The 22,671-nt window shown below is 35.1% G+C and carries 25 protein-coding genes and 1 pseudogene; all 26 read left to right on the top strand.

What is annotated here, in order from left to right:
• Position 1: 1 nt before the first annotated feature.
• Entirely contained in the window at positions 2 to 1,192 is a 1,191-nt protein-coding gene (locus ABH955_RS28410; RefSeq protein ID WP_256485285.1) for an XkdF-like putative serine protease domain-containing protein, read from the top strand.
• A 20-nt stretch (positions 1,193 to 1,212) separates the two neighbouring features.
• Entirely contained in the window at positions 1,213 to 2,193 is a 981-nt protein-coding gene (locus ABH955_RS28405; RefSeq protein ID WP_002169538.1) for a phage major capsid family protein, read from the top strand.
• A 16-nt stretch (positions 2,194 to 2,209) separates the two neighbouring features.
• Positions 2,210 to 2,374: a YqbF domain-containing protein gene (locus tag ABH955_RS28400; protein WP_000691127.1), complete on the top strand. Its 165-nt coding sequence runs from the start codon at positions 2,210 to 2,212 to the stop codon at positions 2,372 to 2,374.
• A 13-nt stretch (positions 2,375 to 2,387) separates the two neighbouring features.
• Positions 2,388 to 2,921 (top strand): hypothetical protein, encoded by a 534-nt coding sequence (locus ABH955_RS28395; RefSeq protein WP_404491932.1) that lies wholly within the window; start codon positions 2,388 to 2,390, stop codon positions 2,919 to 2,921.
• A 28-nt stretch (positions 2,922 to 2,949) separates the two neighbouring features.
• Positions 2,950 to 3,276, top strand: a complete 327-nt coding sequence (locus ABH955_RS28390) for a hypothetical protein (RefSeq protein ID WP_002169536.1) — start codon at positions 2,950 to 2,952, stop codon at positions 3,274 to 3,276.
• A gap of 1 nt (position 3,277) precedes the next feature.
• On the top strand, positions 3,278 to 3,694 hold the full coding sequence (locus tag ABH955_RS28385) for an HK97-gp10 family putative phage morphogenesis protein (RefSeq protein ID WP_033663286.1): 417 nt from the start codon (positions 3,278 to 3,280) through the stop codon (positions 3,692 to 3,694).
• Positions 3,691 to 4,107: a hypothetical protein gene (locus ABH955_RS28380; protein ID WP_000208341.1), complete on the top strand. Its 417-nt coding sequence runs from the start codon at positions 3,691 to 3,693 to the stop codon at positions 4,105 to 4,107. The genes ABH955_RS28385 and ABH955_RS28380 overlap by 4 nt, the downstream gene beginning before the upstream one ends.
• A gap of 12 nt (positions 4,108 to 4,119) precedes the next feature.
• Positions 4,120 to 4,716 carry a hypothetical protein gene (locus tag ABH955_RS28375; protein WP_000118567.1) on the top strand — a complete coding sequence of 199 codons (597 nt, stop codon included), beginning with the start codon at positions 4,120 to 4,122 and terminating at the stop codon, positions 4,714 to 4,716.
• A gap of 42 nt (positions 4,717 to 4,758) precedes the next feature.
• Positions 4,759 to 5,256 (top strand): hypothetical protein, encoded by a 498-nt coding sequence (locus ABH955_RS28370; RefSeq protein ID WP_000210326.1) that lies wholly within the window; start codon positions 4,759 to 4,761, stop codon positions 5,254 to 5,256.
• Entirely contained in the window at positions 5,235 to 5,639 is a 405-nt protein-coding gene (locus ABH955_RS28365; protein ID WP_002169534.1) for a hypothetical protein, read from the top strand. The genes ABH955_RS28370 and ABH955_RS28365 overlap by 22 nt, the downstream gene beginning before the upstream one ends.
• A 30-nt stretch (positions 5,640 to 5,669) precedes the next feature.
• A complete protein-coding gene (locus tag ABH955_RS28360; RefSeq protein ID WP_404491930.1) occupies positions 5,670 to 8,054 on the top strand; it encodes a phage tail protein in 2,385 nt (794 codons plus the stop codon).
• Positions 8,051 to 8,734 carry a hypothetical protein gene (locus ABH955_RS28355; protein WP_404491929.1) on the top strand — a complete coding sequence of 228 codons (684 nt, stop codon included), beginning with the start codon at positions 8,051 to 8,053 and terminating at the stop codon, positions 8,732 to 8,734. Before ABH955_RS28360 ends, ABH955_RS28355 begins: the two co-directional genes overlap by 4 nt.
• Positions 8,731 to 10,275: a hypothetical protein gene (locus ABH955_RS28350; protein WP_404491927.1), complete on the top strand. Its 1,545-nt coding sequence runs from the start codon at positions 8,731 to 8,733 to the stop codon at positions 10,273 to 10,275. Before ABH955_RS28355 ends, ABH955_RS28350 begins: the two co-directional genes overlap by 4 nt.
• A gap of 10 nt (positions 10,276 to 10,285) precedes the next feature.
• Complete coding sequence (locus ABH955_RS28345) at positions 10,286 to 10,669, top strand: hypothetical protein (RefSeq protein WP_016513542.1); 384 nt, start codon at positions 10,286 to 10,288, stop codon at positions 10,667 to 10,669.
• A gap of 44 nt (positions 10,670 to 10,713) precedes the next feature.
• Positions 10,714 to 11,088, top strand: a complete 375-nt coding sequence (locus ABH955_RS28340) for a Low copy number virion structural protein (RefSeq protein ID WP_404491926.1) — start codon at positions 10,714 to 10,716, stop codon at positions 11,086 to 11,088.
• Positions 11,089 to 11,100: 12 nt separating this feature from the next.
• A complete protein-coding gene (locus tag ABH955_RS28335) occupies positions 11,101 to 11,478 on the top strand; it encodes a Low copy number virion structural protein (RefSeq protein WP_404491925.1) in 378 nt (125 codons plus the stop codon).
• 13 nt (positions 11,479 to 11,491) lie between these two features.
• Positions 11,492 to 12,841 (top strand): hypothetical protein, encoded by a 1,350-nt coding sequence (locus ABH955_RS28330; protein ID WP_404491924.1) that lies wholly within the window; start codon positions 11,492 to 11,494, stop codon positions 12,839 to 12,841.
• 14 nt (positions 12,842 to 12,855) lie between these two features.
• Positions 12,856 to 14,592, top strand: a complete 1,737-nt coding sequence (locus ABH955_RS28325; protein ID WP_404491922.1) for a hypothetical protein — start codon at positions 12,856 to 12,858, stop codon at positions 14,590 to 14,592.
• Between the two features lie 21 nt (positions 14,593 to 14,613).
• Entirely contained in the window at positions 14,614 to 17,127 is a 2,514-nt protein-coding gene (locus tag ABH955_RS28320) for a hypothetical protein (RefSeq protein ID WP_404491921.1), read from the top strand.
• Between the two features lie 15 nt (positions 17,128 to 17,142).
• Complete coding sequence (locus ABH955_RS28315; protein ID WP_404491919.1) at positions 17,143 to 19,122, top strand: hypothetical protein; 1,980 nt, start codon at positions 17,143 to 17,145, stop codon at positions 19,120 to 19,122.
• 12 nt (positions 19,123 to 19,134) lie between these two features.
• A complete protein-coding gene (locus ABH955_RS28310; protein ID WP_404491917.1) occupies positions 19,135 to 19,515 on the top strand; it encodes a hypothetical protein in 381 nt (126 codons plus the stop codon).
• 15 nt (positions 19,516 to 19,530) lie between these two features.
• Positions 19,531 to 20,463 (top strand): hypothetical protein, encoded by a 933-nt coding sequence (locus tag ABH955_RS28305; protein ID WP_404491916.1) that lies wholly within the window; start codon positions 19,531 to 19,533, stop codon positions 20,461 to 20,463.
• Positions 20,464 to 20,478: 15 nt separating this feature from the next.
• Entirely contained in the window at positions 20,479 to 20,859 is a 381-nt protein-coding gene (locus ABH955_RS28300) for a hypothetical protein (protein WP_404491915.1), read from the top strand.
• Positions 20,860 to 20,931: 72 nt separating this feature from the next.
• Positions 20,932 to 21,420, top strand: coding sequence for a phage holin family protein (locus ABH955_RS28295; protein WP_404491914.1), 489 nt, complete (start codon positions 20,932 to 20,934; stop codon positions 21,418 to 21,420).
• 60 nt (positions 21,421 to 21,480) lie between these two features.
• Positions 21,481 to 21,627 (top strand): annotated as a pseudogene (locus tag ABH955_RS28290) (BhlA/UviB family holin-like peptide); the annotation flags it as partial.
• A 77-nt stretch (positions 21,628 to 21,704) separates the two neighbouring features.
• The gene (locus ABH955_RS28285; protein ID WP_404491912.1) at positions 21,705 to 22,559 is read left to right on the top strand and encodes a GH25 family lysozyme; all 855 of its coding nucleotides are present in this window, start codon (positions 21,705 to 21,707) and stop codon (positions 22,557 to 22,559) included.
• Positions 22,560 to 22,671: the final 112 nt, after the last annotated feature.

The following is a 22,671-nucleotide window of genomic DNA, read 5'->3' as shown; positions in this document are numbered from 1 at the left end:
TATGCCAAATGAATTGAAAAATGTAGAAATTAATTATGTTTCATTAGTAACAAAAGGGGCTAATGGTAGGCCATTTGCAATTATGAAGGGTATGAACATGAATGGCTCTAATGTTTTGAAAAATGTTCCTATTTTAAAGAGGGAAGATGAAAAACAACTTGTAACAGGGGTTGTTTATGAACCCAATATAGAAGATGCACATGGTGATATCATGACGGCTGAAGAAATTGAAAGAGCGGCTTATAATTTTTTAGAGAAATATAGATACATAGATAAAAACCATGACGAGTTGGCAGGAAAAGGAACAGTAGTAGAAAGCTGGATTACTAAAAATAATACGGTTGTTGGAAAACAAAATATTAAAAAAGGAACATGGCTTATGACTGTTCGAGTAGACGATAGTGAAACATGGAAAGAAATTAAAAAAGGGAAAATCACAGGCTTTTCGATGGGAGGGGTTGGAGAAAGAATGCAGATGCCACAAATGGATGAGTTTACACAAGATGAGAAAGGTGTAATTCGTAAGATGTTTAGTTTTTTTAAGTCACATTATGACGAGGAACAAACTCAGGAGATGGATAATCAGTCATTAAATAATAAACATAACTCTAAGATGCAAAAGGTATTTAATTTGTTTGAAGATGTATTTTATGTTGGGATTTGGGAGGGAAATGTAGATATTAAGCGTATGGTTTCCACCTTAGATGAAATGAAGGACATTTTAAATACAATGAAGGGTGGTGATACAGATTTCTCACCGGAAGATATTACAATTAATTCCATAAATGAAGCGGGCACAATCTTATATAAGAAAAATGATAAAAAATTTGATGAAATGATTTCTTTGATGAACCAAATTAAAGAAAATAAGCTGCAAAAAAACATAGACCAAAATTTAGATGAAATTAAAGACATTGTAAAGAGAGAAATGGGTCCTTTTCTTGAGAGGTTACAGGAGTTGGAAGAACAGTTAAATAAAGAACTTGAGTCAACTCATGATACTAATGAATTAGGAAATGACAGAGAATCTAAAAAGACTAGTGAATTTATTCAGAAGGTAATAGATCCCATTTCAAAGAGACTTGAAGTAATTGAGCAATCAGCACAGGTTCGTAAAAGTCTTGGGGCCGATGCCAAACCAACAAATGAGATGAGAAAACCAGTAAATAAATGGGTAGGATTAGATCTATAAAGATAAGGAGAAATGAATCTATGAATAATAAAGAATTATTAGCACGTATTGAACGAATTGAAAAGAGTACAATGACAACAGGAGGAATGAAAGCGGGGCTATTATATCCGGAACAAAGTAAAGAATTTTTCCGAATGGTATTTGATGCAACTCCATTTTCTCAATTGCATCGCAAAGAGATTCGTAAAGCGAAAAAAGGTGAATTAGATAAAATTGCAATCGGTGGTCGAATTTTACGTAGGAAAATGGAAAATAGTGATGATGGCTATCGAGCAGGTGTAGAAACGTCGAAAGTTGAATATGATACAGTTTCTATTCGTTTACCATGGGAGATAACGGAGGAGCTACTTCGAGAAAATATCGAAGGTGAAGGATATGAAGATACTGTTATGACATTAATGTCAACTCAGTTAGGTATTGACCTTGAAGACCTGCATTGGAATGGGGATGTAACTTCAGAGGACCCATTTCTTCAAATTAATGATGGCTGGTTAAAACTAATTAAACAATCAAGTAAATCTCATATTGTCGATCATTTTAAATTAGTGACGGGAACGGGAGATGCTGAAGCTAGCGCTGGGTTTAGTAAAGACTCAATCTTTAATTTATCTAAGGCGATGCCTAATAAATATAAAAATGAAGGTTTAAAGTGGATTATGTCACCTGCTCGTAGGGAAAAGTGGATTGAATATTTAACAACTCGTTCGACTGGTTTAGGAGATGCTGCATTATTAGGTGCAGGGGATCAAGTTAATAAGCCGTTGGGGTATGAGATTGTCACAGTCCCTTCTCTTCAAGATGATGTAATTATTTTTGCAGATCCTAAAAACTTTATTGCGGTAAATACGTATGACACGCGAGTTCGTAAGACTGTAGAAGGTAAATCTGCTGTTATGGAAGATAAGAGATTCTATGTAATTCATTTGGATGATGATGCAGTTATTCAAGAAATGGACGCAGTAGCAATTCTTACTAATATACCTGATAAATTTGGGAATTAAGTAAGGTAATTTGTATATGAAGATTATAGAATTAAAGTTAGGCGGTACATATACTGCATATGGCTATACTTTTTTTAACGGAGTAAAGGAAAAGGTTGCAAATGAAAAAGCAAACTATTTACTGAGTACAGGACATTTTAAGTTAATAGATAGTATAGAGGTTAAAAAGAAAGAGAAGTAAAAGAGGTGGAAGGATGGAAATTACTGTACAGGACATAAAGAACAGGGTGAATGTTCAACGAATGCCCGATACGGTAATCCAGGAGCTCATTAGTCAATATGAATTGATTACTAAAAACTATTTGAGGAGTAAGCCAAGTAACCCAATGAAAGAGAAAGTTAGAACAAGTAAATTGGCTTGGCTTTCTTTTCGAGCAGAAAATTTGATCAAGGTAATCCATATTGGTTCTGGAGAAGAAGTTACCAATTCAATTTTTTCTGATGGTTGCACTGTATATGGTTTAAGTGAGAATCAATTATATGAATTTGAGTATACAATACAAGATTATGATGGGCTTTTGACTTTAATGAAAAAATGCATCATCGATATGACGTGTTATGCCGTAATTCGAACAAATCTACAATATGAAAATATGAAAAAATCAACAAATATCGGAGATTATTCATATGAAATAAATATTGAATCGCTAGATGAGGAAACTGTTAATAAAAAGGTTTTAAAAGTATTAAAAAAATACCGAAGTAGAAACCCTTTAATAGCATTATGAATGAAAGAATAGGCTGTGAACATTAGATATGGAAGAATTATATATACATGAAGTAACTGTGAAAAGGAATCAAAAGGTAAAACAGCCGGCAGGAAATTTTAAAGAAGAGCCTGTCATTGTTTATGAAAGAATGAAGTGTCGTGTAACAACACACACAGCGGTAGATAATGAAAGGTTAAAAAGAAATAAACAAAATTTTGAGCCGAATTTTAAAATTTATACTTCTGCAGAACATAACATCCATACAAATGATGTAATCTATTTTCATGATTATGTATTTGAGGTAAGAGGAGAACCAAGAAATCCATCATTTTTAAATCACCATATTGAATTGTATTGTGAATTGTTGGAATAAAATGACGAATACATCGGAATTCATGGTTACACGTAATGTAGAACAGGTTAAAGAACAACTTAATAAAATAATGGTAGAAAGAATTATAAGTGCTTGTAATCAACTGCAACGAGAAATGAAACAAACAGTATCAGGTAGTCACAATGGTGTGAAGTATAAAATTCCACGATCGAGTCGCACATATATTGCTTCAAAACCAGGAGAGACATTTGCTTCTAGAACGGGAGAATTACAAGATTCTATTAAATATGGCTTACATATTACAGATACCGAAGTAGTAGGAACGATTGGAAGTCAATTAAAAAGAGCGGTGTATGTCGAAAATGGTACAAGTACTGTAGAAGCCCGACCTTTTTTCTTAAAAACGTTTGAAAAAGAGCGTGGGGAATTAAAAAGGACATTGGGAGGAGAACAATGACGACAAAAGCGATTGCAACAATCAGAAATATTATTGAGAAAGATACAATTGTGCAAAGTAATCTATCGAAATATGAAGGAGAGCCCGCTCTTACATTTCAAACTGCACAAAAAGATATGAAAATGCCTTATGCGGTAATGAGAATTGAATCTAATAATCCGGATGATATAGAGGTAATTGATCGGATGATCCTCACTTTTGATATATATTGTGGCCAAGGTGATTATGAAAAAGCGGATGTAATTTCAAGGCGAATAGAACATTTGTTAGACAGAGAAGCGGGATTGTTAAGAGATTCTGGTATTATTACAATTCATCGAGCAGGCAGTGTTGCAGTTCCGGATGAAGATCCATCAATTATTCATATTAGTATTAAGTTTCTTGTACGGGTAGGAAGAATGGAATTATATTAAGGAGGGAAAAAAATGAGTTGGAAGCTTATTAATGGTGTACGTGAGGGTACAACTGATAATTTTGTTATTGGACCGGGTGTAATGTATAAAGGTTTTAAAAGTGTAAAAGACCTAGGTGAGATGTTAGGAGCTACTACAGGTGGCTGTAAAGTGGGGTTTACTAGAGAATACTATGATGCTGATATTGATGGTGTTTTAGGAAAACTAGTTCGCGGAAAATGGCTATTAAAAGATGAACCACATATGGAGGTTACACTTGTAGAATTTACGAAAGAAAATTTAGAGTTAGCTCTACCAGGCGTAGATGTAGATAGTACGACTGATAACGATTATAACATTGTAAAACCAACCAATGAAATTAAAGACACAAGTTATAGTGATATTGCAATAGTAGGTGTAGTTTCAGGAAGTGATATTCCGGTTATTTTTGTTATCCGAAATGCAATGGTTGTTTCTTCTGTAGAAATTGATTTAAAAGATGGTAAAGGAACTGTAGGACTTAAATGCAAATTTATTGGTCATTATAGCGAAAGTTCGCCTAATACACCCCCTTATGAAATTTATTTACCAAAGAAAAAAGCACCTAAATTACCTACAACAAGTAAATAAGTTGTAGGTTTTATTTTTAGGTCATAAAAGGAGATATTAAATATGACAACAATGCTAGAAAAAATGATGCATAATAGTACAGAAATTACAATTTCAGGTCAGAAGATGAAGATGAGACGTTTAAATGTAAAAGATGTTTGGCGTTTTACTAAGATTATTTCTAAAGTTGGTCGTCATGCAATGACTGATTTTATGGAGTTTGGGAAAGAAAAGAATGAAATCGATGAAAAAATCCAATTGGCCCAAATGAATGAAGAGCAACAAGAACAGCTAAATGAAATTGAAAAACAAAAAAAAGAAAAGGGATTAGAGTTTGTCTTTCAATTATTGTCTATGATTCCGGAATGTGAAGATGAGTTTTCGGAATTTTTCTCTAGTCTATTACAGATTAAGCGTGAAGAATTCGATCAGTTACCACCAGAAGCCATGGTAGCAGTTATTGAAGGATTATTAGAAAGTGAAGATTTAATGTCTTTTTTCAATCAGGTCAAGGGTCTAATCAAATCTCAAAGTCTCAAATGGAACAAACAAGAAATGTAGAAAATGACTCTGATAAATACATAGAAGAAACAGAGCAAAATATGCTAAGGGCTTTTGATAAAGTCCAAAAACGGTATGGATGGACAGATGATTATGTCTTATCCATACCATATTCTCGTTTAATGGACTTATTTTCTTTTATTAGTCAGGAAGAGCAGCAAGAAGAATTAAATGAATGGAAAAAGATGGCCTTTATCGGATTTCAAACAAGGCAATTAGAAGAAGGAACAACTTTTCATGACTATTTGCAAGCTTTTGGACTTACGGAATCTACGTCGGATAGGGAAGAAAATGAGACTATGGAAGTTTGGTCCAAAGAGGAATGCATCGACCATGCAAATAAGCTGATTTCAGAGTTTCAGTTTGAAGACGATAAGGAATAAAAAACTTCCTAGTTAGAAAGGGGGGAGTGAATGTTTACAGAAGTATTCCAGTTGTTCGGTACAATTGGAATTAAAGCAGATGAAGCTTATAAGGATTTAGCAAAGTTTGAGGAAAGTTTACAAAAGGCTTCAAAGAACATACAAGAAAAGTTTCAAAAACCAGCAGAAGTACTTAATCAAATAAATGGCCAAATTCAAAAATTTGGTAGCGGGGCGACCAATGTTTTTGGGAAGATTGGTAACAAAGCGGATCAGGCATATAAAGGTGTAGAAAAGTTTGAAGAGAGAGTGCAAAAAGCCTCTAATACAATGCAAGAAAAAATCCAAAAATCAGCAGATTCTCTTGGGAATATTAGCAAGCAAATGCAAACGTTTGGTGACACTATTTCAAATAAAGTCACAAAACCGATCGAACAAGTCAATAGCAAAGCTTTACAATTTGCTAATGATTTGGAAGGCTCTCAAAAAAAACTACAGGATATGCTCGGGTTAACTGAAAAAGATGCAAAGAGTTTGGCTGGAACTATTCAACCTATCGCTCAACAAGTCGTGAAGATTTCCAATATAGTAATACCATCTTTGAAACAAACGGTTGAGTTAATAAAATCTGTTTCTAGTCTTATATCTAAGGCGAGTGAAATCATTGGTGGCCTTGTAAATATAGTTAAAACATTGATGCAAATACCAGGTGCAATTACGGCGATTATTAAAGATGCCTTAAAACTTATTAAAGTTTTTGGTGAGTTTGCACAGATATTGACTGGTCTTGGAAAATCAATGTTTTCATTAGTATTAAGCCCATGGGGTTTTGCAATAATTGCAATGGTTGCTTTAGTATATGTGCTGTATAAAAATTGGGATTCAATTGTGAAATATACAAAGCAGGCAGTGCAATGGATCAGTGATATTTGTTCTAAAGCCTGGGATGCTATCGTTAAAGTTGCGAAGTCAGTATGGGATAGCTTGTCAAAGTTTTTCTCAAGTTTTTGGGAAGGAACAAAAAAAGTATTCCAATCTGCGGTATCGTTTATAGATAAAATACTTAGCGGGGCATGGAAAATAATTACTACTGTAATTACAATGTATATCAACATATGGAAAAAGACATTTGAAATTGGTTGGAATTTAATTAAAACGATATTTAATACAGTGCTAAATGTAATAAAAAGTGTTGTTAAGTTTGCTTTAGAATTTATTAAAAGCTATATTTCTACTGCTATTAAAATATGGCAAAGTATTTTTAAAACTGGCTGGGATATTATAAAAACAGTTTTTACGACGGTGCTAAACTTTTTGAAATCATTTATAAGTGGTGCATTTCAAGCAATTCGCAGCATAATTACGACTGTGATGAATGGGATAAAAACCGTCATTTCTACAGTGTGGAATGGAATAAAGGTAATTTTTACGACTGTATTAAACTTCTTAAAATCAGTTGTAAGTAGTGTGTTTCAAACAATTCATAGCATAATTACGACTGTAATGAATGGAATAAAAACGGTTGTTTCTACGATTTGGAATGTAATTAAAACAATTTTTATAACTGTATTAGAGTCCATAAAGAATTTTGTGGTTACAGCATTTCATTTTATAAAAAACACAATTACGACTGTAATGGATATCGTAAAGTCTATTATTGTAACCGCATGGAATTTTATTAAAGATACAATAATAGGTGCTGTTCGGACATTTGTTAACTTTGTGGTCGATAACTTTAATAAGATAAAAAACACAATATTTAGTGTTGTTGGTGCTATTAAAGATTTCATAGTAAGTAACTTTGCAGCAATTAAAAAAGCTATCGTCGGAGCGTTTGACGGCATTGTTGATACAGTAAAGGATGTATTCGGTAAAGTTGGTTCTATAGTTAAGGGGATAGCAAACGACGCTGTAAGCTGGGGGAAAGATATTATTGCTGGTATTGGTAAAGGTATGACATCTATGGCTGGCTGGGTTGTTGATAAAGCTAAAGGCGTTGTAGACGGAATACCAAAAGCAGTTAAAAGTTTCTTTGGTATAAAATCTCCTTCTCGTCTAATGATGGAGTACGGCGGATATATTACAGAAGGTCTTGGTGTAGGGATGGAAAAAATGATCCCGGCTGTGGACAAGGCTTCTGGATTGTTAAATAAAGCGGTTGTTCCACCGAAACCGATGCAACTAGTAACGGATGTATCTACCCGAATTGGACAAATGGGGGCATATTCTGCTGATATGATTGGAAAAGCTGCACATCCATTTGCTGGGCACTCTTCTGTTGAAAAGAAAACAGATAAAGGTGTTACAATTCAAAATGCTACATTCAAAGTTGCTGTTGAAAAATTGCAAACCGCAGAGGATTTTGTGAAAATGAGAAAATTACTACAAAACGTAGTTGCTGACGATCTAATGGGAATGGCGGTGCGTAATGTATGAGTATATTAAAAACATTGCATAGAAGAGCTGGTTCATATCATCTCTTTTGGGATGCTACAAAATTAAAAAGTACAATTAAATATACTATTAATTTTTCATGGCCTGGGACATATAATTTTTCTTTTATGTCCCAAGTTCCTATTGGCTCTGATGGTATGTTACCAGATAAATACTTTATTGTTCGAGTAAATGGTATTGAAAAATTTAGAGCAAGAGGTGCTTATGACTGGGAAGCAAGAGAAATTTTCGTTGGTTCAGGGCCACAAACAATTGAATTTACAACAATCGGTTACGGTTCTTCTGACGTAGCCTATTTGCGTGATGTTTATTATCATGCATATGGACCTATACCTACAATTGCAATGATTGAACAAACGAAAATGCCTAAATCCTTAAACGGATTAAAAAATTACAATGTTATGCATGGATATCCTCGTTACCAAAGTACTGGTAATAAAGGATGTGAAGTAGAATTTACTGCTTTATTCAATGATATCAGCCATTGGCGTGAGTTCATGGGGGAAATATATCGCCCTCATATTATTACAGGTGATTACGGTACCTATGGTGGTATTATTCCACCTAATGAAGTTGATGCAATACGTAAAGGAACGCTAGTAATAGCAAAATGTAAATTAATATCTATGTCACAAGCAGGTATTGGAGTTGATGGAATGTGAGAGAAGGATCTATTTCTTTAATCAGAATGTTGGGGAGCTATTTCCAAGTGGGGAATAATGCTCCTAATTTAATTGTTTATATGAAAAAAAGAGAATCTTCTTCTTATGTACAATTACAACATCGTGTAATGAGCCTGGAAGTGCAGGAGAACGCAGATCAGTTCGCAAGTACATTTTCTATTACCTTTGCGAATGAATACGGTCAAATGGCTCCTGATAACTGGTATGGTAAGTTCTCTTCTATTCAAGAATGGTTTTATAACAGTGAGGTAACAAATACAAATCATCTATATCCGCAGACGGAATTTAAGGTGTCTATTGGCTACGGTGAAGAAGCTTTACCGTATATACATGGTTTTGTGTCTGATGTAAAGGTAAATGCAGAAAGCGGCACGATTTCAGTAACCTGCACAACATCTTATAAAAAGGTTTTACATAAATCAGTAATCCCAACACCTGGATCAGATGAAATTGTTGCACCTACCGGTAATGTTTATGATGTTGTGAAGTTCTTCTTCCAAAAAGCCGGGGTTGTCCTACACGGTAACAGAGTAAATATTCCTGGAACCAATCAGAGCTGGATTGTTGAAGGAGCAACAGGAAAGAGATTTCAAAAATGGGATGAGATTGTTCGCGATATTATAGATACAACATTCCATTATATTAAACACGAACCAGACGGAAGTTGTACATTTATGAAAATGCCAGACTATGCAATTAATGAGCCTGCAAAGCTTAGTTTTAGAGAAGGCGAAAACCTTATTTCTTTAGATATGCAGTTAACTGACCAGGATATAAGTAACAGCATTGTTGTTAAATGTGGAGATTACGCAAACGGATTTCTTAATTCGTTTCTATTAAAAAATGTATCGCAGGGTGATTTACGAGAGGAAATGATAGAAGTTCCCTGGGCGACAACGTTCTTTGCAAGAAGAGCCGTTGCTGCAGCTTATCATTTAAAAGCAATCCAGAAGTTCAGAACATTAACAGTAGCAGTCATTGGAGATCCAAGGATTCAATTATTCGATGTGGTTTCTGTTTACAATAGAGATTCTGGTCAACAATGGAATTACTTTGTTAAAGGAATTAATACCATGATATCTGCAGATGATGGATTCTATCAAACTTTAGATTTAACAGTTAACTATGGGTATGAACCTGCTCCATATACAGATATAAATGGTATTACAGTAAATGTAGATACATTACGATTAAAACTTTGGGATTGGGATGTAGAGGATGGCGATTTATTAAATATTTACTGTAATGATAAATTAATCGAAGAAAATTATTTCATCCGGAACAATCCGACGTATGTTGATATTCCGCTTGAATATGGCGTGAATATTATCGTATTTGAAGCAGTGCGAAACCCAAAAGGGATTCTTACAGGACGTTTGCAAGTACTAGATACGCAAAATAATATCTTGTTTGATTATGGTTCGTTACCAGATTTATCATTTCCTCGGGTAAATCAAAACAAAGATCACTATTATATCCAACGACCAGCAAAAACTTGGTCTGTTACGAGGGTAAATTAGGGGTGATTCAATGATAATGCAAAAGAACTTATATGATCCTATTATGTATTTAATGAAAGGGTTAATTGATAGGGAATTTTACAGCGGTGGAAAACCGATACCTGGTAATGATCCAAATGACGTATTTAAAGAAGGCATGACCGAAGGATATACGCTTATTCGTGATGGTGCTCGTTTATCTGCAGTCGATGGAGATAAATATTTGCACTATGATTTAGCCTTTAATGCACACAGCATGCTAGAAAAGGTTCTTGTCTCTCATAAAGTAACAGGAAAAGAAATGGAGATACAATTAATATACAATGCACAAAAGCAATTAGAGCGTGTGCAGCCGAGACTTCTTAATAAAGGTAACGGTATACTATCTGATTTAACAATTCCCGATGTGTCGTAATGATGCACGGGAATTTTTTAATACAAGAAAAAGGGTGATTGCTCTTGTTTGAAACAACCTATTTAGCCGGCGGCCGATTAGATCCACCTTTTCATCCAACTAAAACAGAACCATTCATACCTGGTTTCATTATGGATTCTATATCATTTAAAACGGATGAAGTGAAATATAAATTACCTGCAGATATGGAGATTTACGCAATTAGTGTTAGTTCTTCCATTTATGAATTAGATGATAAATGGGATTTAATCGTGAACGGGCAAACTGTTTGCCAGGATATTTATACAAAACGTCTTCCGGAAGGTATGCACTTTATGGTTTATAAAGCTGCAAAAGCAGGAGATACAATTCTGTTCCGATTCCATAACCAAGGGATTCTTGATAAAACAGTGTGGTTTGAATTGCACTTTTTAAGATAAGGGGGCGCGCTAATGAGTTTTGCTGTTAATTACATGGCTGGTGGAAGATTTGACGCACCTTACTTCCCAACAAAAACAGAGCCATTCATACAAGGGCGAAGAGTTGGCATTCATGATGAACTTCATGTAGATAAATTTTCATTACCATTCGAAACGGAAATGATTGCTTTTTCTGTTGCTGCTTCACATTACAGTGATACGGACTATTGGAATTTATTTATTAATGGCCAACAAGTATTTAAAGAGGTTTATGTAAAAGATGTGCCGGAGGGATTTAATTTCTCCGTTGTAAAACCAATACCTGCTAATGCAGAGCTGAAATTCGAATACCACAATGCATCCGCAGAGAAAAAAGCTATATGGCTTAATTACCAACTATTAAGAGATTAGGAGTGTGAAATAGATGGCATACGTTGAAAAAATGTATACAGAAGGCGAATTCCAAGACGAAATTGTCAAATTGGTAATCGCTAACGGATGGAAGAAAGTAAAGTCATTTTTCAGAGCAGTTTATCCAGATATGGATCAGAAATCCGATGATGATACAAAGTTTGAATTCGGTATGAGTAAGCACATGCTAGTAAAGAACAATAGCGGTTCTATTTATGGAATTGCTCAAATTTCAAAATGGTCACTTAAAAAGACAGAGGTTAAATACAACTTCACAAATGAAGAAGGCAAGAAAGCTTTTGCTGAAGACGGTAAGAAACGTTTGGAAAGCGGCAGAGATCGTTCTTGTTTTTATGTATATATGATTGAAAAAGAACCAAGCGTTGCTGATGATGGTGTTCTTGTACTCCCTTATGAATCTAGTAAATTTGAGAAGACGCTACTTGATGTTGAATTAACCAAGATAACCGTTACTACAAGGGCCAATCCGAATGGTGTTGGTACTTACAAAGTTTACTCTTACGATGAAGCAGAAACACAAGTCATGATGTCTCCTTGGGTGAAAGTAACATTACGAAATACAAACTTACAAGGTATCGATGCGAAAACAAATTGGTGGCCAGATTCATTGGTTCGAATTAATGGCCAAGTTGATGAAAGTCGCGTCGTCTTATTAATCCAAGCAGATAATACACCAGCTTTTGAAAATAATGTAGTTCCAGTTACACCGCTTTATATGGGGCAATTAGAGAGTTACGCAAATGATGATACATTAGGTGATGCATTGTGGGCAGGAACCGCATTCGATACAGGCAATGAGGATGCATCACATAAATTCGATTTTAACGACCCGAAACCATATAGAAATGTAGAGTCCTATATGCCCGTTATGAAGTCATATCCGCGTTCTCCTGGTAATGGTATTGATAACGTAATTATTAAACGTTCACGATTGGGAGCGAGGTACCAGGCTCATTTTATTGCCTGGAATGTAGCGCCTAATGCAATGCCACCAGATCGTGTTGGTAAAGATGGCGGTCAATACTCATTATCATGGCAATCGCAGGATAATGACGAATACAAATATCAATTTAACCCTTCTGTTTATAGCAATAAAGTACATACTTCTCGCGCTTATATTGTTCATCCGGATGAAGGTGTACGTGGATATTTACCTTATATGATCCTATTGTCTCCGCTAGGTCTATTAAATGGCGATAGATTAAAAGTTAGAAAGAATACTTGTCCGGATTCACATGACATTTACAAATTCTTTAATGTAGATGCTATTTCACCAATCACAAAAAGACCTGCTACAGCATATCGTCCTGCTGGGTTAGGTATTTTTGAGAAAACAGTATAAAGGAGTGTACATATATGTGGTTTGATAAAGTCGTATATCTACAAACATTACCGCAAGAATTAGAGAAACTATTTGCTGATAACGGTTGGAAACGAACGCTATTTTTCCAAATTAAGAGCGGCATTTCAAAATTTATCGATGTAAGGTTGTTTGAATCATTAGGAAGTGATGGAGAGCGTAGAAGATTCGGTATTGCGAATGCATATGATACTGCTGATTCTGATTTCACTGATAGCCGATTTATTTCTGCAGATTCTCCACTTGGTAAATTAGGGATGGGCGATGGAGTGAAGAAAGACTTCTCCATTCCTGTTTTCCCTGTACTTGGTCCTTCTGTAATTGTATATGTAAATGGATTTGAGCAAGAAAAGAGTAAATATAAGGTGGATGCAACTACCGGTAAAGTATCATTCACTACTGCCATTGCAAAAGGGGATAAAGTAACATGCGAATACAGATTGGCTACCAATACATATGAGCCAAACAATGACATGCTGCTATTCACTTTCAATCGATATTTCATCGAAAAAGAGATCCTTTCCGGGGATAAATTAGGTGAATTAGGAAAAGGCGATGGTACGAAAAAGAACTTTGCATTCCCGTTTCCTAATTTTGATGAAAGCAGAACCATCGTTTACAAGAATAATACTATTGTTGACCCTAGTGAGTACTCGTTCACTGAAAAAGAAGTTGTATTTAAAACTGCACCTGCAGCAGATACAACAATTAAGATTAGCGGTATATATTTCTTATTACCAAAAGAAGACGGGACACTGGATGCATTAACAGCAAAAACAAGCTTTGATGTACAAAAGATGGAGAGCATTATGGGGGAAGTATATTCGACAATTAACTTTGTAAATCCATCCCCTTATACATCAATTAGTTTTACACCAGAGCAGCGTTTCTCTAAAGAATTGAATCGTGACTCTGTTGTTTATCTGTATGGAAATGCAAATAAAGACCGCATGGTTATGTTTATGCGTGTAGATCCAACACCTAATCCGGTTCGTGCCTTATTCGTACCGCTGTATATTGGAAAACTGTATACATTTGATGTCGCACCAAGAAAAAACATGGTGATTTTAAGTGGTTGTAGACCTGGTGATCAGTTTTCATATTCTCCAAATAAAAAAGTCGGGAATGCGCCACTTGATTACGGTTCTGATACATCAAATGGTAATGAAACAGTTCAATTATCACAATCAAGTACAGGAGCAATGTACCAACACCATTATTTAGCTTTCATTACTCATGATATGTCAGTAGATAGTGGACAAGGGCGCTTTAACCCATCCGTTTATAGTGGTAAATACCATTTATCTCAAATTTATATTGTTCATCCAAACGACGGTTATGTTGGAAAGTTGGATGATGTATATGCGGTTCATCCAAAGAACATCCAACAAGCCGACGAACTAGAAATTGAAAAAACAGTTGTAGATGAAGTGCTTGGTCAAGGCGACGGCCACCGTAAAGTATTTCATTTAGAACATAAGCCGAAGGGCGAAACGTTAAGACTATTCATTTCATGTAAAGAAGTAGAAAAAACGGATTATGTATACAATGCAGAAGATAAGACCGTTACGTTTAACGAAGCACCGGTTATTGGTTCTGAAATCACAGGTGCTTATGAAATGGCCCAATTATATCGTTACACATTACCAACAACGCCGGTTTGTCCTATGACACAAGCGAAAGCAACACCATTTAATCCAATTGGTTTAGCAATCTACAAAGAAGATATTTAAGCATAAGGGGGTAGCAGAAGAATGAGTGAAAAAGTTTATTCTATTGCTTCCCCTTCTATATGTACCAAAGAAAAAAGTCATGTTGTTGTCGTTGGTTCTGGACCAGATCAAAACGAAAAAGTTTATTCTTTTTCTATTACACCAGCGAATACAGAAAATAAAAATGATGTTGATTATCCAGTTTGTATTGCTCCTTATGCGAGATATAAAGCTGTTAAAGAAGATAACGCAGGGGTAACCGCTACAAAAGTAAGAGCAAAAGGGATTTTAACAGATGTTGTAGAGAATGCTTTGCGACAAATAGAGGTAGAAGCTTATATTTCAAATACAACTGATTTTGAATTAAATCGAAATATAAATGTGGCCAACATTGAAATGCAGCATTCACAACGGATTGACAGTGTTTCTGTTCAACTTATTTCTGCAGAGGAATCAATACAACATGGACGAATTTTCGATATAAACCATATCGAAGGGGTAGAGAGCGAAAGACCAAATGAGATAGAAGCAATGGTACACGTTTCTGATGAAACAAATCTTATAACGAATGAATATGAAGCTGCACCGATCATACAGCAGGACTTAATAAAGGGAAAATTACGTGAATTCGCTGCAGGTGTGGAAGTATTACCGGAATGGGTAAATGTTGCGCGTATTGTATACGGTGAGGGTTTTTATAATGATCTTATGGCCGACAGAGTTACAACGGATTATGAAGCTGTTTCAATGCATAATGAAACGAGCGAGATTGTTACCAGGGAGCTAAAAGCTACACATGCAGAAGTTACTTTATCTACTGCAGTTCCGAATATATATCCTGTATCTATTGTCGAAAATAAAACTGGTGATATACAGCAAAAAGAAATACTTCTTCATGATCCGGCACAATTCGAATTTGGTGCAAAAGAGCGAGAAGTTAAAGGGATTATAGAAGAATTTGATTTGTTCAATGGTATGGGTATACCGGTTTATCTTCCGGATTATGATTTATTTGCTCGTATGCAAAGAGACATTGAAACATCTATTGCTGCACAATATGAATCGAACCGCTTAGAAGAAATAGAAAGCGTGAACCTGCTCCCTTATGAAAATATAGAAAGCGCGTATCTAATTCGTGACATAGATGTAGAGCAAATTAACCTGGATCACTCTATTCGAACAAAGGAACTTGCTGCAGATGTTATTGCAAGTAATGAAGTAAGTAAGAAAATAAATGTATTTGATTCTGAAAGAAATGAGGTTGAATCATTTACAAGAACAAAAGAACAGTATGCGAATGTAGATACAACACACACATTTGAACGTATCGTAGAAACACTTGATTCTGTTTATGCCGATCAACAAGAATTCGCAAATAAAGAAAATGTATTTACTGCAGCTGTAGAGGTAGGACAAGAAGTGAAAAATGCTTCACGGGTATTATCTGTTAAAGATATTTCCGGAACTGACGATGCGAATAAATCGCAAAACATATTCGAGATACAGACAATTGTCACAGAAGAAGCAGAGAGACTACATGAAATAAATGTTGGTATTACTAATGCAGATTATTCTCATCGTATCTTAAAAAAATTACAAGGCGTATCGCCAGACGTTACATTTGCAGAAGTGAAAAATGAGCTACAAGCAACTGTAGTTGAACTGGAACAAGCTGATAAAGAAGATACTGCAGTACTTACACATGTTGATGAAATTTCTTCATTCGGATTAAAAGAACGCTTAATTATTACCCATGTAGATACTGATGAAGTTTCCAATAAAACAGAAAAAGAATTACAAGCTACCATAGAAGAGTTTGATTTATTTGAGGGCCTTGGTATTCCCGTATATCTTCCAGAATTCGATTTGTTTGGCCGTGTTCAAAAAGAACTAGAAACACGTATTGCCTTACTTAATGATTCATCTAAATCATTAAATGTGATGCAGATGAAACTAGATCAAACGATTGAATCTGAAAAAGCAATGAAAGAACATACAACTGCAGTAATTGAAGAAGTAGCTTCTGACATCGTTCCAGTTACCTTAGATGCTGAACATATAACTTTAGACATTTCTTATAAACAGCATACACAACAAGCTCTTATTACAGAGCAAGAAGCTTTTACCGATATACGTGAATTTGAAGGCGGAATTATCTCTGATATAACACCAGCTGATAAAGAAGTTATAACGAGAGATACAGGTGTAATTGAAACTGTGGATGCAGCAAGAGAATCTGAACAATATGCAATCGTTAGTGAACAAGAGTTATTAGAGCGACAGGCTAGTGTAGAAGCTGTGACTAACGAAGTAGATACATTTGATAGGGAACATGAATTAGAAATCGTTACAGAGGAATATGAACGATTTGAACGCACACCAGAACGAGAATCAGTTCTAGAGGATAATGAACTATTCAAAATGGAGAGAATACTAGATACAGAAAAACCAGATGAATTAATAGTGATTGAAAAAGAGAATGATGATCCGAAGTTATGGCTGCGGCATAGTCGCCAATCTTGGTGGACAAATACAAACTGGAAAAAAACAAGATAAGGAGAGGGTGGTACAATGGCAAGCCAATTAGGAAAAAACCTATTGCAACCAGAACCAGGGTGGGCTCGTGAATATTGCACTTTAGAAAATGCTAAACCAGGTAAGTTTTTTTCAAATGTAGACATAACCAACAATATTACAGGAGATACATGGCGTGCAGTAGGTGATGCTAACAGATTAGAGCAGAATAGCGCCTGGTATGTTGGTGATACATTAGGTCGTTCATTTTATTTTAAGTTTACAGGGAATGCAGTGCGTATATTATTAAAAAATTTTACAACTCATGCATACAATATTGAAGTGACAATAGACGGTATTAGATATCCTGGTTCAGTTCCTGCATATTCTGCCGGCTACTCTCTTGTCGTATTTGAGAAACTTGATTTAATTAAGGGTGAACATAACGTTAAAGTAACTACAAATGGATATGCTTCCGGGGCACCTGGAATTACTTATACATTTGTAGCTGCTATTGATTACGCAGATTTAGGTGCTAAAGTCGGTGATGTATTAAAAGAACCAGAACCTGGTTGGAAACGCTTCGATGATACAGATAGTAATATTCGGTATACAGGCCCTTGGTTTCACGCTAGTAACGTGGTAGGTCACTATAATAATACGCTGTCATACAAGAACTCAGACCATGGTACTGAACCTACCAAATGCGAGTTTGTATTTTCTGGAAATGGGATTCGAGTTATTTCTAAATACATCGATAGTACAGGCTACAGAGATCCAATAAAAATCACTATAGACGGTTCTACTGAAACGTACAAAATTTCTCCAAAATCAAGTATTAGTCAGTGTTTAGTTTATGAGAAATTAAACCTTACGTCGGGGATTTATACAGTTGTAATTGAAGCTCAAGAAAATATTATAGATGCTATTGACGTATTAGGTGGAGAATTACTATCACCAGATGTAATTAAAAAGCCCAAAGTATCCTTATACGAAAAAGAAAGCGGAAAAATATTTGCAGATGATTTTGATTCCATAAATCCAAAATGGCTGATGTCACCATCAAATGCATTTAACAATGCTGTTAAAAAAGGATTCCTTCGTATGAATCATTCTGCAGATAAAGACGTTATGCTTTTAATCGATAAACCACAAAGTAACTTTGCATTACAAGTTATTGCGGATTATGCTCCTACAAAAGAAGATGATGAGGGCGGCTTACTAATCTATCAAAACGAAAAGAATAAAGTTGAGTTTCTTGAATCATATTCTGCTAATAGCTCTCAAAGCCATAAAGAGTGGATGGCAATATGTAAGGAAGATCAATGGGACTTCTACACAAAGACAGATACGTTCTTTGATTATGCAGATAACGATTCATTAGCAGCAAAAAGAATTGGTGTTGTTCTAAAAAGAGGAACTGCAGAGGGATTTGTACCGCTAGACATCAATAAAATTATTATGACAACAAGCAATATGTTACGTCTGCGCCAACTATATGAAAATTATAAGGTTGTATTAAAAGATACTGCAGATAATATCCTGTCTACTAACATTGTAGCTGCAGCTCATACAGGCATTGATATTCTACTTCCTTCTTTAGAGTTTGCGGGGATCATAGAAATATATGATGCAGAAAACGAACTACTAGCAAAGAAACAAGCTATCTTCTATGGTGGAGATATGTATTGTATGGGTTCATCCCTACAAATCAAAATGAATAGCGCAGAATTAAATACAACGGATCCAACTAACTTAGGTTACATGGTGAATAATGAGCGTATTGTAAAAATGACGATCGTAAATGATAACATCGGTGCTGCTACAAATATAAAACTATCAATTCAGCAGTACATGGAGAAAGTTGGTTACACCTGGGCGCTTATTTCATTAGATGGCATTAACTATTTGAATGAAATACAGATTGATTCCGTAGCTGCACAAAGTACGCGTGATTTTTGGGTAAAGGTTGTGAAGGATACAAATTTCCTAGCATTTGAACCAATTTATTTTAATATTCATCTAAAACATAATTGAGGTGAATACAATATGGGAACTGTAATGAAATTATATAGATATACATCCGAAAGTGAGATTACACCATCAATCCTTATTGAGAGGAATGTACAAATTACAATTGAACCAGGAAAAGTTCTATATACTCCGTTGGATGTAGGTTGTAACAAATACGATATTCGTACGATTCAAGTTACAAATGATTCAAACGTTGAAGCAATGCTATTTATGTACGACCAAAAAGAGAATGGGAATCAAATTTATAAAAGTTTATCAGAAAAAAGAACATACGATATTTTAGCCATTCCTTGCGAGGATAAAGATCATACAAACAAGGTCCATCTTTATATAGAAAATAGGGGCGTAGCAACCTCTACTTTTAATGTTTCTATGAAAGCAATACGTTTAAATTAAGGAGGAACATACACAATGACAAATAAAATTTGTAAGTTACACAGATTAGAGCGCAGAGAAGTCTTTATGAAGATTATCGATGAAATGAAAAAGGCTGGATGGCAGCAATTAAATGCTGACAAAACAAATAAAGATAACCTGTTTGTTATGTATTCAACGGGCAACGATGGAACAAAAAATAACTATATTGAATTACGGCCATTCGATACCGTAAGTGACAATTCTCAATTATTATCCCCCCTTGATATAAGAGATCCAAAAGTTATTTATACAGATGGAAGTTATAGGCTTATAAGAGGATACGACAAAGGAACCGGCGCTGGAACAGGAGAAGAGTTCTGGTACTCACTAGTATTTCATCATGGGAGAGCAACTAGTTCTAATTCATCAAATCCTTTAAACTTTGAAAAATACATGGTTGACCTATATCTATACGTCGATAAAAGTACTGTCATTTATTGTGTGTATTCAAATGATGATGAAATTCCAGCTTACAAAGGAAAGACAGTGATTGGTTTTATAGGTCTTCCAGACGAATACTATCAGCCGGAATTATTTTCACCGTATTCATATCCATTTAGTGTTATGTTAAGCAACGGCTCTCGTGGTCAAGCGGCTACAAATACAACTGATAGAAGTAAATTTATCGGTAGCAGAGTATCTTCTGCTATAAATTCTACATTTTATTGGGAGAAAGTCTTTCTAAAGGTACCATCTAATGAAGGGAAGATAGTTTTCACACCGCTATATTTTGGCGATTCGAGTGATGGATTCAGAGGGAAATACGATGGATTTTACCTCTATAAAGGTAGTGGTTTTATTTATGGAGATATAGTAGAGATTATTGAAAATGGTGAGGTTCATAAGTACAAATTGTTCTATACGTATCATGCAAGTACCGTAAATAATGCGTTTGGTGAACATGCTATAGCTTTACGAATCGAGTAAGAAGGAGGTAAGTATATGACAGTACTTCAAAGTATAATCATATCTCCAACAATGCTATATCATGATGGAATACGCGAAATCAATACACATCAGGGTATGATCATATCTCCAACAACGCTATATCATGATGGAATACGTGAAATCAATACACATCGTCAAGGGGTAATTGTTAATCCAATCGATTTTTCACATACAGGCGTTAGGCAACTCCTAACACATCGAGGGGGTATTTTAAATCCCGATGATTGGATACGAACAGGTATTAGGCAGATTTCCACCCGTCAAGGTGTTATGCACAATTTATCTCAAGGTAAGAAAGGAACTACTGAAAAAGAAGTAATGAAGCCACCACGAACTGAACCACTAGAGTATGCGTGGAAGAAAATGAACATATAACTTTATCAAAATCGAGCGTGCCAAAGCAGGCTTTTTTATTTTGCTTTGAAATGTAAAAAGGGGGGTGAAAGTTTGGAACGGATTCATGAGCTTGTAAAAACATTAAATGTAATGGATGTTTTTAATACCACCCAATTTAAAGTTGCTTCTGTAATTAGTGGGGGATTGGGAACTATATTTAATTTTTTATATGGTAAATCTAATTTAATTTGGATTATCATTTTGGTATGGGTAGTTGTATTAGATTGGATAACTGGTAGTAAGGCTTCAAAATTAGATGGTACGTATTCATCACAATATGGAATTGAGGGCATTGCACGAACTGTGGTGCTTTTTTTATTACCTTCTTTAGCGCATTTATTTGATATTGCATTTAAACTACCAGAGTTTTTCTATTTTATGGTAACGGGTGGTTTGATTTATCATATTTTTAATAGCTTTACAGCCAATTGTGTACGGATTGGCTGGGATAGATGGATTCCTACTTGGTTGTTAGAAAGTGTATCTTCTGAAATAGAGGCGAAAATTAGAAGATCAAACTCTAGAAAAGAAAAAAATTAAATAAAGACAAATATAAAAAATGATAGCAAAAGGAGCAGTCTCAATTGAGGTGCTCTTTTTATTTATAGAGATTTTATTTCAGTTATTCAACAGAAAGCATGCGCAGCATTATTTGTGTGGATGCTTTTTACTACACAAAAAAAGAATGAACAGCGTGAAGAGCAGTACCAAGCTGTTATTCAAAAGAACCAGGAAGTTATTGAAGAATAGGCAAAAGCTTTTGGATTTATTTCTAAAGACGTAACAGAAATTAAGCAAAAACTATTTGAAGGAGATGTTCAGTAATGGGACACATTGTAGATATTTCAAAATGGAATGGAAATATTAATTGGGATGTAGCGGCAGCGCAATTAAATTTAGTAATTGCTAGGGTACAATATGGTTCAAATCTAGTAGATCATTTGTATAATGAGCATGTAGCCAAATCAGAACAATACGGTATTCCACATGCTGCATATGCTTATGGATGTTTCGTATCAGTAGCAGATGCAATTGTGGAAGCTAAGGATTTCTTAGCAAGGGTAAATCCTAATGCTAAATTCCTTGTATTAGATGTGGAAGATGACACAGTAAAGTCAATGAAAAGCAAAGGTAACCTTAGTGATTTAGCTAAAGCATCACAAGCTTTTATTGATACATGTAAAGCTGCAGGTTGGAAAGTAGGATTTTATGTAGCACACCATATGTACGGTGACTATAATTTACAATGTGTACAAGCTGATTTTATTTGGTTACCACGATACGGAACAAATGACGGTAGTCCACAGAAGAAACCATCCTATACTTGTGACATTTGGCAATATACCGATAATGGTTATATTGATGGTATTGGAAAAGTGGATATAAATTTATTACAAGGTGACAAAACGCTGGATTGGTTTACCGGAGAGAAACAATCTGTTGCTAATGGCGGTTATCAATATGTTAAATCTGGTGGTTTTGGTATTGCATTGGTTAAAGAAGTTCTAAATGCTATGAATGAGCGTGGAACTAAAGGGCAAGTTATTTCTGATCCATTAACTGGTTTAGCATACTTGCAAACCGAAGTGTTACCAAATGGTGAGCTTGATAAGATTACAGCTTGGATGGACAATAGACCTGAAGGGAAATGGTTTTACGAATATATTAAATTGAAATAAAAAGGGCCGGCTCTTAATTTGAAGTGACCCCATAAAGTTAGACTGATTATTTCATTAGGCAACCTTTTGGGCATGGGTCCGGTATTGTACTGGGCTCATGCCTTTTAGTTTT

Source organism: Bacillus sp. RC240 (genome assembly GCF_044907945.1).
GTDB classification, from domain to species: Bacteria; Bacillota; Bacilli; order Bacillales; family Bacillaceae_G; genus Bacillus_A; species Bacillus_A mycoides.
The sequence above is the reverse complement of the archived record's forward strand: the minus strand, read 5'-3'. Positions and strand labels throughout refer to the sequence as shown.

Excerpts from the sequence above, each read along its gene's own strand:
- ABH955_RS28410 (WP_256485285.1), top strand. The coding sequence starts at position 2 with ATGCCAAATGAATTGAAAAATGTAGAAATTAATTATGTTTCATTAGTA.
- ABH955_RS28405 (WP_002169538.1), top strand. The coding sequence starts at position 1,213 with ATGAATAATAAAGAATTATTAGCACGTATTGAACGAATTGAAAAGAGT.
- ABH955_RS28400 (WP_000691127.1), top strand. The coding sequence starts at position 2,210 with ATGAAGATTATAGAATTAAAGTTAGGCGGTACATATACTGCATATGGC.
- ABH955_RS28395 (WP_404491932.1), top strand. The coding sequence starts at position 2,388 with ATGGAAATTACTGTACAGGACATAAAGAACAGGGTGAATGTTCAACGA.
- ABH955_RS28390 (WP_002169536.1), top strand. The coding sequence starts at position 2,950 with ATGGAAGAATTATATATACATGAAGTAACTGTGAAAAGGAATCAAAAG.
- ABH955_RS28385 (WP_033663286.1), top strand. The coding sequence starts at position 3,278 with ATGACGAATACATCGGAATTCATGGTTACACGTAATGTAGAACAGGTT.
- ABH955_RS28380 (WP_000208341.1), top strand. The coding sequence starts at position 3,691 with ATGACGACAAAAGCGATTGCAACAATCAGAAATATTATTGAGAAAGAT.
- ABH955_RS28375 (WP_000118567.1), top strand. The coding sequence starts at position 4,120 with ATGAGTTGGAAGCTTATTAATGGTGTACGTGAGGGTACAACTGATAAT.
- ABH955_RS28370 (WP_000210326.1), top strand. The coding sequence starts at position 4,759 with ATGACAACAATGCTAGAAAAAATGATGCATAATAGTACAGAAATTACA.
- ABH955_RS28365 (WP_002169534.1), top strand. The coding sequence starts at position 5,235 with ATGGAACAAACAAGAAATGTAGAAAATGACTCTGATAAATACATAGAA.
- ABH955_RS28360 (WP_404491930.1), top strand. The coding sequence starts at position 5,670 with ATGTTTACAGAAGTATTCCAGTTGTTCGGTACAATTGGAATTAAAGCA.
- ABH955_RS28355 (WP_404491929.1), top strand. The coding sequence starts at position 8,051 with ATGAGTATATTAAAAACATTGCATAGAAGAGCTGGTTCATATCATCTC.
- ABH955_RS28345 (WP_016513542.1), top strand. The coding sequence starts at position 10,286 with ATGATAATGCAAAAGAACTTATATGATCCTATTATGTATTTAATGAAA.
- ABH955_RS28335 (WP_404491925.1), top strand. The coding sequence starts at position 11,101 with ATGAGTTTTGCTGTTAATTACATGGCTGGTGGAAGATTTGACGCACCT.
- ABH955_RS28330 (WP_404491924.1), top strand. The coding sequence starts at position 11,492 with ATGGCATACGTTGAAAAAATGTATACAGAAGGCGAATTCCAAGACGAA.
- ABH955_RS28325 (WP_404491922.1), top strand. The coding sequence starts at position 12,856 with ATGTGGTTTGATAAAGTCGTATATCTACAAACATTACCGCAAGAATTA.
- ABH955_RS28320 (WP_404491921.1), top strand. The coding sequence starts at position 14,614 with ATGAGTGAAAAAGTTTATTCTATTGCTTCCCCTTCTATATGTACCAAA.
- ABH955_RS28315 (WP_404491919.1), top strand. The coding sequence starts at position 17,143 with ATGGCAAGCCAATTAGGAAAAAACCTATTGCAACCAGAACCAGGGTGG.
- ABH955_RS28310 (WP_404491917.1), top strand. The coding sequence starts at position 19,135 with ATGGGAACTGTAATGAAATTATATAGATATACATCCGAAAGTGAGATT.
- ABH955_RS28305 (WP_404491916.1), top strand. The coding sequence starts at position 19,531 with ATGACAAATAAAATTTGTAAGTTACACAGATTAGAGCGCAGAGAAGTC.
- ABH955_RS28300 (WP_404491915.1), top strand. The coding sequence starts at position 20,479 with ATGACAGTACTTCAAAGTATAATCATATCTCCAACAATGCTATATCAT.
- ABH955_RS28285 (WP_404491912.1), top strand. The coding sequence starts at position 21,705 with ATGGGACACATTGTAGATATTTCAAAATGGAATGGAAATATTAATTGG.